Origin of the sequence: Roseicyclus marinus, assembly GCF_036322625.1 — a bacterium.
In the GTDB taxonomy this organism is placed as follows: domain Bacteria; phylum Pseudomonadota; class Alphaproteobacteria; order Rhodobacterales; family Rhodobacteraceae; genus Roseicyclus; species Roseicyclus marinus_A.
Genome location: NZ_AP027266.1, coordinates 893,583 through 910,003 on the forward strand (window position 1 = coordinate 893,583; position 16,421 = coordinate 910,003).

Sequence of the window (16,421 nt, forward strand, 5' to 3'; positions counted from 1 at the left end):
ATGTCCACGTTCAACGCGGCATCTCGACTGTCTTGAGTGTCTTTGCAAGCGGGATTCCGCGCGGAATTGGTCTTTTGACACCCAATTGCCCGGAATTGACGCTTTCTGGATATCGCATGACCGGGATGTCTATCGCCAGGATATGATCTGAACCGGAATATGCAGATGGAAGGAGGATCCCTTTCCGGGTTCGCTTTCGCAGTCGAGATGACCCGAGAGCCGATCCACGATGGATTTGGAAATCGCAAGTCCGATGCCCAAACCATTGTAGGAGCGGGAATAGGAGCCATCGACCTGGAAGAAGGGTTCGAAAATCCGTTTCATCGCCTCGGCCTCGATGCCGATCCCGGTATCGGTCACCCGGACATAGAGCCACTCGCCCATCATGTCCGCATCCGGTTGCAGGGCCACATCGAGGGTGACACCGCCCGCAGCGGTATATTTGATCGCGTTTTCGAGCAGGTTGCCGATCACCTGGAACAGACGGTAGCGGTCGGTCACGATGACTTGGTCCAGTTCCGGACGCGGCGTGAAGTCGAACGACAGGCCCGCCGCCTCGGCCTGCTGGCCGTAGATCGTGGCGAGTTGCGAGAATTCCTGACCGAGATTGAAGCTGTCGGCGCTGATCGGCGCGATATCGGTCTGTTCCTCGGCATAGTGGGTCATCTCGTCCACGATGGTGTTGAGCTGCATCGCGGAGCGGTCCGCCACTTCGAGATAGCCGGTCAGAGCGGGATCGTCGGTCATTTCCTTGCAAGCCGACAGCATGCCCACCACCCCGGAGAGCGGATTGCGCAATTCATGGCTGGCGATGATCAGGAAATCGCTTTTGCGCTTGTTCTCGACCTCTTCGATTTCGAGTGCGGCCTGAAGCCGATCGTTGGAGGTGCGGATCTTTTCGACCATGGTCTTGAGCGCCTGGTTCAGGCGCCACATCTCGAGCGAGGAGCTTTCCCGCTCGGGCAGGTCGACAAGGTAATTGCCCTTGGAAATCTCGAGCCCGGCCGTGGTGAAGCGGTGGATCGGGCGGACAAGCGCACGTGTCATGACCCAGCCAAACAGCGCCAGCACCAGCGACACGGCGATGATGAACAGGTTGGTGGTCCGCAAGCTTGCCTCGACGGAGGCGGACAATTCGTCAAGCGGCTGGGGCACCATGACCGGCCAGCCGGTTTCGGGAACAAAGGTGAAGCCCGCGATCATGTCGGCGTTCATCGGCGGAGAAAAGAATTGCCCCACGCCGGTTTCACCGTTCAGCATGCGGGCGACCACCGGAATGCCCGAGGCATTCATCATGTTCGCTTCGACGGCGGGCACGGGGTGCGCCACGGTCACGCCTGCCGCGTCGAAGATCGCGGCGTGACCCAGTTCCCCGAACTGGATGCGTTCCTGCACTTCCTTGATATAATTGACGTTCAGGTAGCCGATCGCGATCTGCCCGTCGGGCAGATCGTAGCCGAGGATGAAATACCGATCGTCACCGATGCGCTGAAGGTTCGAGATCTGGACGCCATGAAGCGACGTGTTCGTGCCCACGCGCAGCGCCTCGATCACCTCTTCGGAGGGCAGGGGAAGATCCGAGCCGATCAGGTTGTAGCTGGCTTCGACGGTGTTGTCGGCCGAAAGGATCGTGAACCCGTCGATATCCATTGCCTCGGTCAGGTAGGTGTGTTCCTCGACGGCCAGACGCGCGCTGTCGGCCTGGCTGACCTCCATGCCCCAATGGGCGAAAACGAGGCTGACATCGCGGGTGTAGCGCGACAGCGACATGGCCAGATGCATGGCGGTGACGAGGTGCTTGTCATCGGCAAGCCGCACCTCGTTCTGGAACAGCATCCGGTAGTTCCAGTATTGCAGCCCGGTCCCGAAAGACAGGATGGCGATCAGCATCAGGATGAACACCCGTGTCCGCAACGACCAGAGGAACATCCAGATCTTGCCGAGAAACGTCTCGGGGCAGATCCACATGCCGTCCGACGGAGCGGTGTTTTTTGGTTCGGAGTCAGGCATCGAGACCATGCGGGATCATCCAGGAAGCTGAAGTTTCGGAGCAGTGCAGATCGGGGGCGGCAACGCGCCACCCCGGGGAGGCCGCGCGGCGCGAGGCGCGGGGGCGGCCATGGTCGACACGCGCAAAGGCCCCGCATGCGGGGCCAGACAGAGTGCAGACTGGCGACCGTCGCCTGTTTCGGAGCGCTTTGGGATGCGCCCCTTGGTCAGAGCGACAGACGCTGAGCATGCAACACAAGCTCGAGCCGGTTCGCGACACAGAATTTTTCCTTCAGCACCCCAACGTAGTGCTTTACCGTTTTCTCGCTGATCGAGAGGCTTTCGCCGATCTGGCGGTTCGTCTTTCCCTGCATCAGGTGATTGATCACTTGCGATTCACGCACCGTCAGGCGCAGGCGGTCCGCCTCGGTCCGTTGCGCTTCCTTGGCACGCAATTCGCGGAAGATTTCCATCGCGATATCGGGCTGGATGTAATTGTCGCCATTCAGGACGCGCGACATCGCGATGCGCAATTCCGTGGGCTGACAGGAATGGGTCATGATCCCCGCGGCACCCGCATCGAGCGCGTCCACGGCGAAATCGGTCGTATTGACCGCACAGAGCACGACAATCCGCGCGTCATTCATCGTGCGGCGAATGCGGCGGATGGTTTCGGTGGGATTGGACAGGCCCGCCAGATCGAGAATGACGATATCGATCCCTTCGGTCCCGGCATCGGGTGTGCGGCTTTCGGGAACCTCGGCATCTCCGGAAATGCGGATATCGTCCTGCGTTTCGAGAAAGCACCGAATGCCTTTTCTGACGAAAACCTGGTTCGAATAAATAAAAACCTTAGACACCGATCTATCCCCCCGGTGGGAGCATCGCGCAACTTTAGAGCGCAAGCGACATTCCCTACCTTAACCTTCATCATGGGTATGCCGGGGCTGGTCGATCCTGGACGAAAATCTGTCCACAGAAGGCCGCGGCACCTCAATGCATTGATAAAAAATGCGATTCGAGCGCGGTCTCAATACATCTAATGATGGGGTGTTTATTTTTGGAGCGCGTTCAATCCCAAGAGTGCGCGGGTATCCGAATGGAGCGGGGCAGCTATCCATACGGAACGCTGTCGGTCCGTGGTTGGCGAAAGGGGTATCGCAGGGCTGTTTTCCTAGGAAAATCGAGGTTTTCGCCCATTGCGGGCAACCCATGAAAAGGGGTGTCGGCGGGGGTTTCGGACAAGGTTAAGAATCGGAAAGAGGTCATAACTTTCGGTTAAAAAACGACCCCAAGGTGTGAACGGGGCGTAAACGGCGGAAGGGTTTTTGGAGATTTTCGCGAGCTGTGGCAGCGGTGCCGAGGTGCGGGCGGGCTGTTTGGGGTCGCGGGGGATGGGGATGTGGGATGCCGCCGGTGCGTGGCCGGCGGCACCCATGATCGTGGCTGGGGCGGTTGGCGCCTCAGCGTTCGCGGAAAGCGCGCGCGATCTGGTCGCGGAAGGGCTTCACGAGATAGGACAGCGCGGTGCGTTCGCTGGTGGTCACGTAGATTTCCACCGGCATGCCGGGCCGCAATTCGCGCCCGCCGAGCTGGGCCAGTTCCTGGGGTTCGACCTCGACGCGGATGTCGTAGAAATCGCCGCCCGTCGTCTCGTCCCGCGTTGCGGCGGCGGCGACGTAATCCACGACACCCGCGATCTCGGGGGTGGCGTTCTGTTCGAAGGCGGAAAAGCGCAGACGGGCGGGGCGGTCGACTTCGACCTGTTCGATCTGCACGGCGGGGACCTGGGCGGTGAAGACGAGATTGGCGTCTTCGGGCACGATGGTGGCGAGGATTTCGGCGGGCGAGATCACACCCCCGACCGAGTTGATGTTGAGGTCGTTGATCCGGCCCGCGATGGGCGCGCGGATGTCGGTGCGCGCGAGCGTCGCCTCGACCACCATGCGCCGTTCGTTCAGTTCGGTCAGCTGGGTTTCGATATCGCGCAGTTCCTGTTGCGCATCGGTCCGAGCCTGGTCGTCCATCGACAGGATGTCCAGTTCCAGTTCGCTGATCCGGCTGCGGGCACGGGCGAGGGTGGAGAGGATGTCGCCCCGTTCGCCCTGCAGGCGCACGTTTTCGCGGTTGATCGAGAAGACGGCGTTGCGGGCGGTCAGTTGCAGGTCGGACAATTGCTCGACGCGGGAGTTTTCGGTCGAGACGAGCTGGATTTCCTCGCTGTTGGCGGCGAGGCGGGCTTCGAGGCCTTCGATTTCGGCGCGGACCTGTTCGATGCCGAGTTCCAGCTGTTCGCGGCGGCTGCGGTAGGAGGCGATGCCGCCTTCGAAGATGCGCAGTTCACCGGCATAGATGGACATGATCGTTTCGCGCGGGGTCACCAATTCGTCGAGACCTTCGGGCAGGTCGAAGCTGTCGCGCAATTCGCGCTGGGCCTGCAGCCGCATCCGGCGGATCGAGAATTCGGCGATGCGTCCATGAAGGATCGCCCGTTCGGTCCAGGCGGCGGTGTTGTCGAGGCGGATCAGCACATCGCCCGCGTTCACGGCATCGCCGGCGCTGACGAGAATGTCCTGCACGATGCCGCCATCGGCATGCTGCACGACGCGAAGGTTGCGGTCCACGGAGACTTCGCCCGTGAGGACCACGGCCCCGGCCAGATCGGCGCGCGCCGCCCAGCCGAAGATGCCGGTGACAAGCAGGCCCGTCAGAACCAGCCCGCCGATCATGCGGCCGCGGATGGAATAGATCTGCTCTTCCGCGGGGGGGGTGTTGGTCTTGAGTGTCATGTCGTCATTCCTTGTTCAGGCTTGTTCGGGGAACTGGAGCGCGTCCTGGGACGGCTCGGTCTGGATGGTGACGGCGAGATCGACCCGCCCGTCGCCGTCGAAATCGAAATCGATGACACGCGCGACCATGTCTTCCTCGGTCGCGGTGCGGAACGAGAGACGGCTTGGCACCGCATCGGCCGCGTCGCCGCTGGCCTCGCGCATGCGCGTTTCGAGGTCGGAGGGCGCATCGGCGGTGGAGGGCCAGAGCGCCGCGTCGGACAGGTCGTCGAACCCGAGGGAGAATTCGCCGGTGACGCGGACCGTGTCGCCCCGACCGAAATCGGTGATCTGGTAGAACATCGGCGCATCGTCGGGTTTTGCCGAAGCGGCAAGGCCCGAGAAGTCGAATTCATCATCGGCGGACCCGGCCACGAAGATCTCGATATCCGAGATCTTGTCGGCGGGGCCGTCATCGAGCCGGACCTCGCCCCGGGCGATGTCGGTGAGGGTGCTGTTCAGCGCCGCGGACAGATCGAGGCTGTCGAGGCCGCTTTCGCCGTCGATGATGTCGACCTCGGCATCGGGGGCGAGCACGATCGTGTCATCCCCGAGACCGCCGAGGATAACGTCGCGGCCCTGGCCATCGTGCATGATGTCGTCGCCCGCGCCGCCCAGGATGCGGTCATCGCCGTCGCCGCCATGGATATGGTCCGATCCTTCGCCGCCGATGAGCAGGTCATCGCCCGCCCCGCCGTCGATCAGATCGTCGCCGATCTCGCCCATGAGCAGATCGTCGCCCGCGCCGCCGTGCAGATCGTCATCGCCCGAACCGCCCATGAGGACATCGTCGCCGCCCATGCCTTCGATCCGGTCGTCGCCGTCATGGCCCAGCATTTCCTCGGCCGTGTCGGTGCCAAGGAGGTAGTTGGCGAGAAGCGTTCCCTCGACCAGTTCGAGCGCGAGGGTCGGGGAATTGTCGTCGGCGCAGTCCGGCTCGAGGCAGGTGTCGCAATCGTCGGCTTGGGCGGTGTCGTCACAGCTGTCGCAATCGTCGGCTTCGGCGCTGTCGTCGCAGCTGTCGCAATCGTCGGCTTCGGCGCTGTCGTCGCAGCTGTCGCAATCATCCGCCGTGGCCGTGTCGGCACAGCTGTCGCAGCCGCAATCGGCAGCGTGGGGCGTATCGCCCGCGCAATCGTCATCGCCCGCGCCGGCCTGGTCGTTGTCGTCATCCCGGCCCGGCTGATCGTCGTCGTCGTTGCCGCCGTTGTCGTCACCCGGCTCGGGCGGCTGAGGCGCCGGGGGCGTTTCGGGCTCGGGCTCGGGCTCGGGATCGTTGCGGTCATCGCGCGGAGGGGTGTCGTCGGAACCGGCAGCCGCCCCTGGTCCGGCAGCTGCGCCACCGGCGGCCACGGCCGCGCCGAAGCCTGCCGCCTGCAGGCTGGTCGGCTCGAAAGGCAACGACAGGGAGCGCGCCTTTGGCCCGCCATCGAGCGAAAAGGACAGGGGCGAGATATTGGCAGGTCCCGTGCGCGAAAGGGTCGGCAGGTTCACCGCGGGCACGTCCTGAAGGAAGAAGCGGCCGCTCTTCATCTTTGCGGCCTGTTCACCCTCGAGGGCGGCCATGGCTTCGGGATCTTCGAGCTCGGTCGGTTTGTCCTTGGGCACGGCGCGGGCCATTTCCTCGCGCCAGGCGTCGACTTCGGGGACCTCGCAGATCGCGAGTTCTTCCTCGTTGAGGGTGCGATGGGGTTCGTTGACCGGATGCGCCTGGGCCGCCGTGGGGGACCAGAAGGAGCGCATGTAGACGAGGAAGGCCACGAGGCTTCCCATGCCCGACAGGATCTTGCGGTTCGAGGTCGAGGGCGCGGTTTGCTTGAGCTCGGCCATCTCGTCGAGACGGGCCTTGCCCTCGGAGGCTTTCGCGTTCTTTGCGTGGATCGTGATCATGATGCAGCCTTTTCGTCGACACGGGGTGCGGCGGCAGGGGCCGGACGGGTCGAGGTGACCGGGGTGGATTTGACCTTCATGATTTCGGATTTCGGCCCGATCCGGACGAGCGCGCCGTCCTGGATGATGCCGACGAGGTCGACGTTTTCGAGCGCGCTGGGCCGGTGGGCCACGACGATGACGATGCCGCCGCGGTCCCGGACAGAGGCGATCGCCTCGCTCACGGCGCGTTCGCCATCGGCGTCGAGGTTCGAGTTCGGCTCGTCGAGGAGCACCACGAAGGGGTCGCCGTAGAGCGCGCAGGCAAGCGCGATCCGCTGGCGCTGGCCGCCCGACAGGTTCGTGCCATGCGCGCCGAGCTGGGTTTCATAGCCGTCGGGCATCGCCACGATCATGTCGTGCACGCCCGCCGCCTTGGCCGCCGCGATGACCTTTTCGGGGTCGGGATCGGCAAGGCGCGCGATGTTGCGGGCGATGGTGGTGTCAAAGAGGGTGTAATCCTGCGGCAGGTAGCCGAAGCTGCGCGAGATCGCCTGTTCCGACCATTGGCCGAGATCGGCCTGATCCAGCCGGACATGGCCGCGCAGCACCGGCCAGACCCCGGCCATCGCGCGCAGGAGCGAGGATTTGCCGCCGCCGCTGGGACCGATGAGGCCGAGCGCCTGGCCCGCTTCGAGACGCAGCGAGACATCGGCGAGGATGACCTTGCCCGTGGCGGGCGCGACCACGGTGATCGCATCGGCCGAGAAGCTTTGCGTCGGGTCGGGCAATTCCATGCTGTCGGGCGCCGAGGGCAGGGCGGCGATGGTTTCGCGCACCTTGGTAAAGGCGTTCTTGGCCATGATGATGTTTTTCCAGTTGCCGATGATCGCATCGATCGGCGCAAGGGCGCGGGCCGAGGCCACCGAGGCCGCGATGATCGCGCCGGCGGTCATGTCGCCCATGATCGTCAGGTAGGCGCCAAGCCCCAGAACCGCCGATTGCAGCATCATGCGCAGCACCTTGGAGATCGCGCCGATGGTGCGGGTGATGTCGCTGGACCCGGCCTGAAGGCGCAGGTGGTCTTCGTTGGCCTTGCGGAAGAGGCGGATGGCATGGCCGGAGAAGCCCATGGCGCGGATCACGTCGGCGTTGCGGGCATTGGCCTCGGCGACGGAGCTGCGATAGGCGGCGGCGCGGCTCGCATCGCGGTTGGCGTTGCGGGTCAGGACCTCGGTCATGATGGTCAGACAGGCAAGGATGACCGCGCCGCCCACCGTCAGCGCCCCGAGATAGGGGTGCAGGAAGAAGACGAAGGCCACGAAGATCGGCATCCAGGGGAAGTCGAGCATCGCCACGAGGGCCGGGCCGCCGAAGAAGTTGCGCAAGGTGTCGACCATGCGGCCGCGTTCCAGCGCCTCGCCGATGGAGAAGCCGTAGCGCGGCATCTCGATGGTCATCTGGTGCACATCGGGGGCGACCTGGTTGTCGAAGCGCGCCCCGATCCGGTGCAGGATCTGGGAGCGGATCACGTCGAGCCCGCCCTGGAAGGCGAAGAGCCCGAGCGCGAAGAGCGAGATCAGGGCGAGGGTCGGCACGGAGCCGCTGAGCAGCACGCGGTCATAGACCTGCATCATGTAGAAGGCACCCGTAAGGGCCAGGATGTTGATGATCCCCGAGATGCCGAAGAGGTAGAGCATCACGGAGCGCAGCCCCTTGGTCAGCCCCGCGACGCGGGCGTCCTTTTCGCGTTTCTTGTTGGCCTTGTCCGACATGGTGCAGTTCCCTCAGCTTGTCCCCGCCCGGCATGAGCGCCGGGCACCTGATTGCGACGGTGGTGCCAGATCGCGGTCGGGTTGCCCTCGACGGTTGGTCGACTTGCGGACGGGACCTTGGTCGGACCGAGGTAGGGCCTAGGACCCAAGATCGGGCGAAAGCGGTGTCGGGAGGCTGCGCAGGGCGGGGTGACCCCCGGGTCGAACGGGGGGCAAATGTCTGATTCGGAAGAGATTCGGGGAGCGGTCAGTCGGTGGCAGCGGCTGGCGCGCGGCCCTTGCCCAAGGTGGCGGCAATCGCGCCGAGCCGCGTGCCGAGCCTGTGGGCCGAGAGCGACAGGGCGGGCACGAGCAGGAGGCTGAGGAAGGTGGACACGGCCACGCCCGCGATCACGGTCAGCGCCAGCGGCTGGCGGAAGGCCGCGCCATCCAGACCCGGCAGGGCGGCGGGCACCATGCCCGCGATCATCGCGGCGCTCGTCATCAGGATCGGGCGCGCGCGGTCGAGGGCGGCGGCGCGCAGGGCCATGTCCATGGCGGCGCCCTGTTCGTGGAGCCGCTGCGCGCGGTCGATGAGCAAGATGCCGTTCTTGGCCACGATCCCGAACAGGAGCAGCATTCCGATCATCACCGGAAGCGAGATGGGCAGGCCAGTGGCGATCAGGACCAGCATGCCGCCGCAGAGCGAGAACAGGAGCGAGATCAGGATCACCACCACCTGGCCCGCCGCGCGGAACAGGAGGAACAGGACCGCCACGAGCAGGAGGAGCATGTTGCCCATGGCCCCGCGCAAATCCGCCATCATGTCGGCGCGCAGCCGGGTGTCGCCGTCGGGCAGGATCGCAAGGCCCGGCAGGTCGCGGGCCAGATCGGCCACGGCGAGCCGGACAAGGCGGGTGATGTCGCGCGTGTCGGCCGGATCGGCGGGATCGATCGAGAGGCGGCGCAGGTAGTGACCGTCGCGGCGCGACAGACTGGCCTCGGTCAGGTGCAGGTCGAACCGTCCCAAGGCGGCGAGGGGCACGGTCTGGCCAGAGGGCAGGCGCAGCGCGGTGAAGGCGAGATCGCGCCCGGACGCCCCAATCGGATCGGGGTCCGTGGCGCTTGCAGGGGACATCGGGTCGAGATGGACGGCAAGGTCCCGGCCATCTTGCAGGTCGATGCGTCCCAGCGGCTGGGCCGGTGCCACGGTCAGGGATCGGAGGGCCAGGGCAAGGTCGTCTTGCGCGAGGCCCAGCTGGCGCAGGACAGCGGGATCGGGGGTGAAGCGCAATTCGGGCGCTGGCGCGGAGGTGATCACGCGCGGCGCACCGGCCAGCGCCGGATCGGCCAGGAGGCCCGACAGAACCGCTGCGCCGGTTTCCAGTGTGGCAAGATCGCGGGCCGCAAGATCGATGGCGAGCGGTGCCCGTCCCGCGGCGGTCAGGACGATCGCCCGCGCATCGGGTTCGGCATCGAGCCGCGCCCGGATCGCGCGGGCCGTATCGGGCGCGCCATCGGTTGCGATGGAGAGCCGCGTCAGCCCGCCCGCGTCGGTCGAAATGAGCGTCGTGACCGCCGAGACGCCCTGCACCGCCGCGATATCCCCCGCGAGGCGGTTGGTGAGCCGGTCGCGCGCATCGGGGGACAGATGCGGCGGCAGGCTCAGGTCCACCTGCAGGTGACGGGGCGGATCGAGCGGGATGAAGCTGCCCGGATGGGTCAGGGCCGCGCCCACCGACAGGACGGCGATCGCGCTTGCCGCCGCAAGGCAGAGCCAGCGATGGGCCAGCACGTGGCCGAGCAGGCGGTCATAGGCCCGCAGCGCCCGCCCCGGAGGCTTTGGCACGATGTCCGCCGGGGCCAGCCTGTCGGGAAAGCGCGCGGCCAGTGGCGGGATCACGAGCCGCGAGACCGCGAGCGAGATCACGGTCGCGATGCACAGCGTGGCGCCAAAGGCCCAGAAATAGCGCCCAGCCTCGCCCGGCATCCCGGCAAGCGGCGCGAAGATCGCAAGGATCGCGGCACTGGTCGCCACCACGGGGCCGGCGATGTCGCGCATCGCCTTGGCCACCGCCTGTCGCGGGTTGCGGCCCTGTGCGAGATGTTTGTGGATGTTCTCGATCTCGACGATGGCGTCATCGACCAGGATGCCCGAGGCGAGCGTCAGGGCCAGAAGGCTGACGATGTTGAGGCTGATCCCCAGCGCCTGCATCACGAAGAGCGTCGGCAGGACCGACAGCGGCAGGGCCAGGGCCGCAAGCAGGATCGCGCGCCGCGCCCGGAGCGCCAGCGCGATGACGGCGATCACGAGAAGCGCGCCTTCGAGCAGGGCGCGCCGGGTCGAACCGAGGGCTGCGACGGCGCGATCCGCCGGGCGGTTCACGAGGGCGAGCTGCAGCCCGTTTCCTTCGGCGGCCAGGCGTGCATCAAGGCGCGCGATCCTTGTGTCGAGCGCCTCCAGCACCCCTGCAAGGTCGGCGGATTGGTCGACATCGATGCGCAGGAAGATGGCGGATGCCCCGTCATGGCGGACGATCCAGTCCTGTTCGGCATCCATGCCGGTGCCCGTACCGGTGCTGGCGGGGCCGGTTTCGATGCGCGCCAATGTGGCAAGCGGCAGGACATGGCCCGCCCCGGTGACCTGCGGCAGACGGCCAAGGGCCGTGACCGGATCGCCGTCATCGGCCAGGGGCGACAGCCCGAGCAGGGCCGGGCCGGGTTCTGCGCCCGAGGGCAGATCGGCGGGGGCGATGCGCCCGAGGCGGTCCGTGATCTGCCGCGACAGGTCGGCCAGCGTCAGATCGGCGGCGGCGAGCGCGGCGGCATCGGGTCGGATCGTCAGGCGGTCGCGGCGCAGCCCGCGCAGGGTGATGTCGGTCAGCCCCTCGATCTCGCGCAGCGCGGGGAGGATGGTCGTTTCGACCGTCCGGCTGGCCCGGACAAGATCGCCGTCGCCCGGAATGACCGCGAGGTCCAGCAGGGCCAGTTCGCGCGAGGCGCGGGCGCGGATATCGGCGATGCGAAAGGCGATGGCCGAGGTCGGGGCCAGGGCGTTGATCCGGTCGGAGACGGCGGCGAGCGTGTCTTGCGCCAGTCCGGCATCGCGCAGGTTCAGGGTCACGCGCAGATCGGTGGCCGTGATCTCGCTGGAGATGGCCCCCACCTGCGGCAGGGCGGCAAGGGCGCGTTCGAGCGGCTGGGCAAGGTCGCGGTCCATGGCGGCAAGCGTCGCATCCTCGGCCACGAGGCGGAGCACGATGCGGTTCTGGCCGAGGTCGGGCAGGTGGGTCAGGGGCATCTGGCCTGCCGCGCGCAGCCCCAGGATCGTCAGGAGCGCGATGGCGACCAGCGGCAGGATGGGGCGGCGCAGGGCCCAGTCGGACAGGGTCATGGCAGGTCCCGTCCGGGCCGCGACGCGATTGCGGCCTCTTGCCAGGGGGTCGCGGGCGCGGGGGCCGTTTCGGGTGTCGGGCTGTCGGCCGACAGGGGCCGCACGGCATCGCCGTCCCGCACGATCGCGCCGGCGCGCGCCACATAGGGCGCGCCTTCGGGCAGGCCGCCGAGGATTTCGGCCCGCGCCTCGCCGGGGCGCGCGGCCAGCGTGACGGGCGTTGCGACGGCGCGGCCATCGATCACGCGCAAGACGCCCGGGCCGCCGGGCAGGGCCACCAGCGCCGAGAGGGGCACCGTCAGGGCGAGGCGGGTATCGGTGGTGATCTCGGCCCGGATGCCGGTGCCGGGCTGGATGAGCGCGCCGTCGATGTCCGGGGGGAGGTCGACCCGCACCTCGGCAAGGCCGCCCGTGGCGGCATCGCCCGGTCGGGTGCCGCTGACGCGGCCCTCGAGCAGCCGGTTGCCGGGCAGCCAGATCCGGGCCGCGTCACCGGGAGCGATGCGCGACAGGGCATCGGGCGTGACCTGCAGCACCGCCTGCATCCGGTCCGCGACGGCGATGCTCAGAAGGGGGGTGCCCGCGGGCGGGGTCGCGCCCGGTTCCATCGCGACCTGCAGGACGCGGCCATCGGCGGGCGCGGTGATGACCATCCCGGCCAGGTGCCGTTCGGCGGCGGCAAGGCGCACGCGCATGCGCTCGGCCTGGGCCATGGCCATGTCGAGGCGCGCATGGGCCGCTTCCACGTCGAGCGATGCCCGGTCGCGGGCGCGTTCGGCATCATGGCGCTGTCCCGCCGAGGAGGCCCCGGTCTGGGCCAGCTGGACGAGCATGTCGAAGGCCGCGAGGCGCTGCTCGAGATCAGTTTCGGCCTGGGTCAGTTGCGACCGGGCGACGCGCACATCGGCAAGGGCCGCGCGCAGGTCCTCGTGGGCGAGGGCGAGCTGGCGGGCGGCATCTTCGGTGTCGAGGCGGGCGAGGACCTGTCCGGCCTGCACGAGATCGCCGGGGCGCAGGTCCATCCAGCGGACGGGTGCCTGCGCGGGGGGCATGGGCACATGCAGGATGTCAGCGGGGGCGATGCGGCCGAAAGCCGGCAAGAGATCGCTGAGCGCATCGGTGGCGGCGTGATCCACGGTGACGGGAACGGGGCCGATCGCGTGGCGGCCGCCGCCCAGTTCGGTCGCGGTCAGGGGCCCGAGCGCGACAGGGGCCGCAAGAAGCGCCAGCGCCGGAAGTGCGAGGTATTTCATCCATGCCATGGCCGTGTCTCCGGGCTGGGGGAGGGTCAGGCGCAGAGCGCGGTGCGGTTGAGCGCGCATTGCGACCACAGGCCGTCGAGCGCGCGCACGAGCTTGTCCATCTCGGCGCGCCCATGCAGCGGCGAGGGGGTGAAGCGCAGCCGTTCGGTGCCGCGCGGCACGGTGGGGAAGTTGATCGGCTGCACGTAGATCCCGTGCCGGTCCAGCAGCATGTCGGACAGGGTCTTGGTATGGACCGGGTCGCCCACGATGACCGGTACGATATGCGATCCGTGGTCGAGGATCGGCAGGCCCAGACCCTTGAGCCGGGTCTTGAGAATTCGGGCGGCGGCCTGGTGCATCGTGCGCAGTTCGGGGTCGCGCTTGAGATGCGCCACCGAGGCCGCCGCCCCCGCCGCGATCGCGGGCGGAAGGGAGGTCGTGAAGATGAAGCCGGGGGCATAGCTGCGGATCGCGTCGCACATCCGCGCGCTGGCCGCGATATAGCCGCCCATCACGCCATAGGCCTTGGCCAGCGTGCCGTTGATGATGTCGATCCGGTCCATCAGCCCGTCGCGTTCCGCGACCCCGGCACCACGCGGGCCATACATGCCGACGGCATGGACCTCGTCGATATAGGTCAGGGCGCCGAATTCATCGGCGATGTCGCAGATCGCGGCGATGGGTCCGAAATCGCCATCCATGGAATAGATGCTTTCGAAGGCGATGAGCTTGGGGGCGGCGGGATCGTCGGCGGCGATGAGCGCGCGCAGGTGGTCCATGTCGTTGTGGCGGAAGATGCGCTTGGCCCCGCCGTTGCGGCGGATGCCCTCGATCATCGAGGCGTGGTTGAGTTCGTCCGAATAGATGATCAACCCCGGCAGGAGCTTGGGCAGGGTCGAGAGCGTCGCGTCATTGGCGACATAGGCGGAGGTGAAGACAAGCGCCGCCTCCTTGCCATGCAGATCGGCCAGTTCGGCCTCGAGCGCCTTGTGGTGCACCGTGGTGCCCGAGATGTTGCGCGTGCCGCCCGAGCCCGCACCGGTCGCGTCAAGTGCTGCATGCATCGCGGCCAGAACGGCGGGATGCTGGCCCATGCCGAGGTAATCATTGCCGCACCAGACCGTGATCGGGGCGCTGTCGCCGTTTTGCTTGCGCCAGGTCGCATGGGGGAAATGCCCCCGGTCGCGTTCGATGTCGATGAAGGTGCGGTAGCGGCCTTCGGCATGGAGCTGGCCCAGGGCGGCATCGAGGGCTGCGGCGTGTTTTTCGGGGCGGGAGGGCGCGGCACCCACGCGCGCCATCCCGGCGCAGGCCCTGTCGCCCGTGGTGCGCGTGCAGTGCCGGCACGTCGTGCAAGACGGTTTTGCCGCGTGAAAATGATCTGTCATGTCCTGTCCCCGGTTCGCGGCCCGATGGGGCCGATGACCTTTGGAGGCCAAGCTAGGCGCGATGAGAGGCGCGCTGCACCGCGCAAGGTATCACCCGTGTTCGGACCTTGGTCTGAGGTCATGGGGTGGGATGAGGCGAGTTGGCGCGCGCGGCACACCCATGGCGCGTATTGACGGCGGGCCCGTCCATGCGTCATGACGGTGGCGTGATCGGTTCCATCCCTTCCCGGGCTGGAGGCAAGAGGGAACGCGGTGGGGCATGCGTGCATGCCGAATCCGTGGCTGTCCCCGCAACTGTGAGCGGCGAGTTCGGCTGATGATGCCACTGGAGCGATCCGGGAAGGCCAGCCAGAATGAAGAACCGCGAGCCAGGAGACCTGCCGGTCATGCGTGCCCCAGCCGGGGCGCGGCCATCTGGACGCCGGGGAAACGCGTCTGGCTTGGGCGCGTCCGTGTCTTGGGCCGTGCTCCCGCCATATCTCCCCGTCCGTCCTTTCCAGGCGCGGCATGACCGCCGCACGTGAGAAAGAGGACGTTGATGAATCTTGGAAAGACCCTGCTGGCCGCGTTCGCCGCCGCCAGCCTGCCGATGACAGCTTCGGCGCATTTTCTTTTGACCTATACCGAAGAGGCCGTTTTCCAGGGCACCGGGGAAATCCCGGTCAAGCTGATCTTCTGGCATCCGATCGACAACGGGCCGGTCATGGATCTGGCCCTGCCGCGCGAATTCTACATGATCCATCGCGGCGAGCGGACGGACCTGTCGGACACTCTGCAACCCGTTGTTTTCCAAGGGGCCGAGAACAGCGGCGCGGCGTTCCTGGGCAGCGTGCCGATCCGGCGGTCTGGCGATTATGTTCTGGTGACGGTGCCCGAGCCCTATTACGAGGAAAGCGAGGATATCTATATACAGCAGATCACGCGGTCTTTTCTGAGCCGCAACGGCCTGCCCAGCGATTGGGACAGCATCATGGGCCTGCCGGCCGAGATCCAGCCCTTGAACCGGCCCTACAACGTGCTGGTCGGATCGACCTTTACGGGCCGTGTGCTGGCGGCGGGCGAGCCGGTGGCCGGGGCCGAGATCGAGATCGAATACATCGCCTCTGCCCCCGATATCGCGGGCAGCGCCACGACCCCGCCCACGATCACGCCGCCCGCAGGCGGCACGCTGGTCGCGATCAGTGATGTGAACGGCTATTTCACCTTTGGCATTCCGCGCGCGGGATGGTGGGGGTTTGCCGCGCTGGGCGTGGGGGTCGAGACCGAGTTCCAGGGCAAGGAATTGTCGCAAGACGCGGTGATCTGGGTCCACGCGAGCGAGCTGGAGTGACGCGATGCATATCGTCGACGGGGCGCTTGCGAACGAGGTGGTGATCGGGGGGGCGGCGTTGGCCGTGGGCGGTGTCGCGCTGGGTCTGAAGGCGCTGCCGCTGGAAAAGATCCCGGCGGCGGGCGTTCTGGCCGCGACGTTTTTCGTGGCCTCGCTCATCCATGTTCCGGTCGGCCCGTCCTCGGTGCATCTGATCCTGAACGGTCTGGCGGGGCTTGTGCTGGGCTGGGCCGCCTTTCCCGCGCTCTTTGTGGGGCTTTTGTTGCAGGCGGTGTTCTTTGGTTATGGCGGGTTCACGGTTCTGGGGGTCAATACGGTGAACATCGCCCTGCCCGCCGTGCTGGTGGGCATCGTGTTCGGGCCCTTGATCGCGCGCGGCTCGCCGGTGATGGCGGCGATCTGGGCCGGGATCGGGGGGGCGCTGGCCATCGCGGGGACGACGCTGATGGTGGCGCTGGCGCTGATGTTTTCGGGCGATGCGTTCCTGGCGGCGGCGCATTTCGTGCTTTTTGCCCATCTGCCCATCGTCGCGGTCGAGGCGCTGTTGTCGGCGGCGGCGGTCTACCTGGCCTGCCAGGTCAAGCCCGACCTGTTCCGGACGATCCGGGGGGCGCGCACGTGAGGG

General features: G+C 66.9%; 10 protein-coding genes and 1 riboswitch. Of the genes, 2 read left to right on the forward strand and 8 right to left on the reverse strand.

Features of this window, described 5'->3' with window-relative positions:
- Positions 1-129: 129 nt before the first annotated feature.
- The 8 genes from AABA51_RS04320 to hemA form a co-directional block, all read right to left on the reverse strand.
- Positions 130-1,968 (reverse strand): sensor histidine kinase, encoded by a 1,839-nt coding sequence (locus tag AABA51_RS04320; protein ID WP_338274745.1) that lies wholly within the window; start codon positions 1,966-1,968, stop codon positions 130-132.
- Positions 1,969-2,216: 248 nt separating this feature from the next.
- The gene (locus AABA51_RS04325; RefSeq protein ID WP_338274746.1) at positions 2,217-2,849 is read right to left on the reverse strand and encodes a LuxR C-terminal-related transcriptional regulator; all 633 of its coding nucleotides are present in this window, start codon (positions 2,847-2,849) and stop codon (positions 2,217-2,219) included.
- Between the two features lie 603 nt (positions 2,850-3,452).
- Positions 3,453-4,778: an HlyD family type I secretion periplasmic adaptor subunit gene (locus AABA51_RS04330; protein ID WP_338274748.1), complete on the reverse strand. Its 1,326-nt coding sequence runs from the start codon at positions 4,776-4,778 to the stop codon at positions 3,453-3,455.
- 15 nt (positions 4,779-4,793) lie between these two features.
- A complete protein-coding gene (locus tag AABA51_RS04335) occupies positions 4,794-6,707 on the reverse strand; it encodes a calcium-binding protein (protein WP_338274750.1) in 1,914 nt (637 codons plus the stop codon).
- Complete coding sequence (locus tag AABA51_RS04340; protein ID WP_338274752.1) at positions 6,704-8,461, reverse strand: type I secretion system permease/ATPase; 1,758 nt, start codon at positions 8,459-8,461, stop codon at positions 6,704-6,706. Before AABA51_RS04340 ends, AABA51_RS04335 begins: the two co-directional genes overlap by 4 nt.
- Positions 8,462-8,708: 247 nt before the next feature.
- A complete protein-coding gene (locus AABA51_RS04345; protein ID WP_338274754.1) occupies positions 8,709-11,834 on the reverse strand; it encodes an efflux RND transporter permease subunit in 3,126 nt (1,041 codons plus the stop codon).
- Complete coding sequence (locus tag AABA51_RS04350; RefSeq protein ID WP_338274756.1) at positions 11,831-13,096, reverse strand: efflux RND transporter periplasmic adaptor subunit; 1,266 nt, start codon at positions 13,094-13,096, stop codon at positions 11,831-11,833. The genes AABA51_RS04345 and AABA51_RS04350 overlap by 4 nt, the downstream gene beginning before the upstream one ends.
- Before the next feature lie 26 nt (positions 13,097-13,122).
- Positions 13,123-14,379, reverse strand: a complete 1,257-nt coding sequence (hemA, locus tag AABA51_RS04355; RefSeq protein WP_338274758.1) for a 5-aminolevulinate synthase — start codon at positions 14,377-14,379, stop codon at positions 13,123-13,125.
- A gap of 281 nt (positions 14,380-14,660) precedes the next feature.
- Positions 14,661-14,865: riboswitch (cobalamin riboswitch) on the forward strand.
- A 139-nt stretch (positions 14,866-15,004) separates the two neighbouring features.
- Between hemA and AABA51_RS04360 the strand changes: the two genes are divergently transcribed.
- The gene (locus AABA51_RS04360) at positions 15,005-15,796 is read left to right on the forward strand and encodes a DUF4198 domain-containing protein (protein ID WP_338274760.1); all 792 of its coding nucleotides are present in this window, start codon (positions 15,005-15,007) and stop codon (positions 15,794-15,796) included.
- 4 nt (positions 15,797-15,800) lie between these two features.
- Positions 15,801-16,418 carry a cobalt transporter CbiM gene (gene cbiM / locus AABA51_RS04365; protein WP_338274762.1) on the forward strand — a complete coding sequence of 206 codons (618 nt, stop codon included), beginning with the start codon at positions 15,801-15,803 and terminating at the stop codon, positions 16,416-16,418.
- Positions 16,419-16,421: the final 3 nt, after the last annotated feature.

Excerpts from the sequence above, each read along its gene's own strand:
- AABA51_RS04320 (WP_338274745.1), bottom strand. The coding sequence starts at position 1,968 with ATGTGGATCTGCCCCGAGACGTTTCTCGGCAAGATCTGGATGTTCCTC.
- AABA51_RS04330 (WP_338274748.1), bottom strand. The coding sequence starts at position 4,778 with ATGACACTCAAGACCAACACCCCCCCCGCGGAAGAGCAGATCTATTCC.
- AABA51_RS04335 (WP_338274750.1), bottom strand. The coding sequence starts at position 6,707 with ATGATCACGATCCACGCAAAGAACGCGAAAGCCTCCGAGGGCAAGGCC.
- AABA51_RS04340 (WP_338274752.1), bottom strand. The coding sequence starts at position 8,461 with ATGTCGGACAAGGCCAACAAGAAACGCGAAAAGGACGCCCGCGTCGCG.
- AABA51_RS04345 (WP_338274754.1), bottom strand. The coding sequence starts at position 11,834 with ATGACCCTGTCCGACTGGGCCCTGCGCCGCCCCATCCTGCCGCTGGTC.
- AABA51_RS04350 (WP_338274756.1), bottom strand. The coding sequence starts at position 13,096 with ATGGCATGGATGAAATACCTCGCACTTCCGGCGCTGGCGCTTCTTGCG.
- hemA (WP_338274758.1), bottom strand. The coding sequence starts at position 14,379 with ATGGCGCGCGTGGGTGCCGCGCCCTCCCGCCCCGAAAAACACGCCGCA.
- AABA51_RS04360 (WP_338274760.1), top strand. The coding sequence starts at position 15,005 with ATGAATCTTGGAAAGACCCTGCTGGCCGCGTTCGCCGCCGCCAGCCTG.
- cbiM (WP_338274762.1), top strand. The coding sequence starts at position 15,801 with ATGCATATCGTCGACGGGGCGCTTGCGAACGAGGTGGTGATCGGGGGG.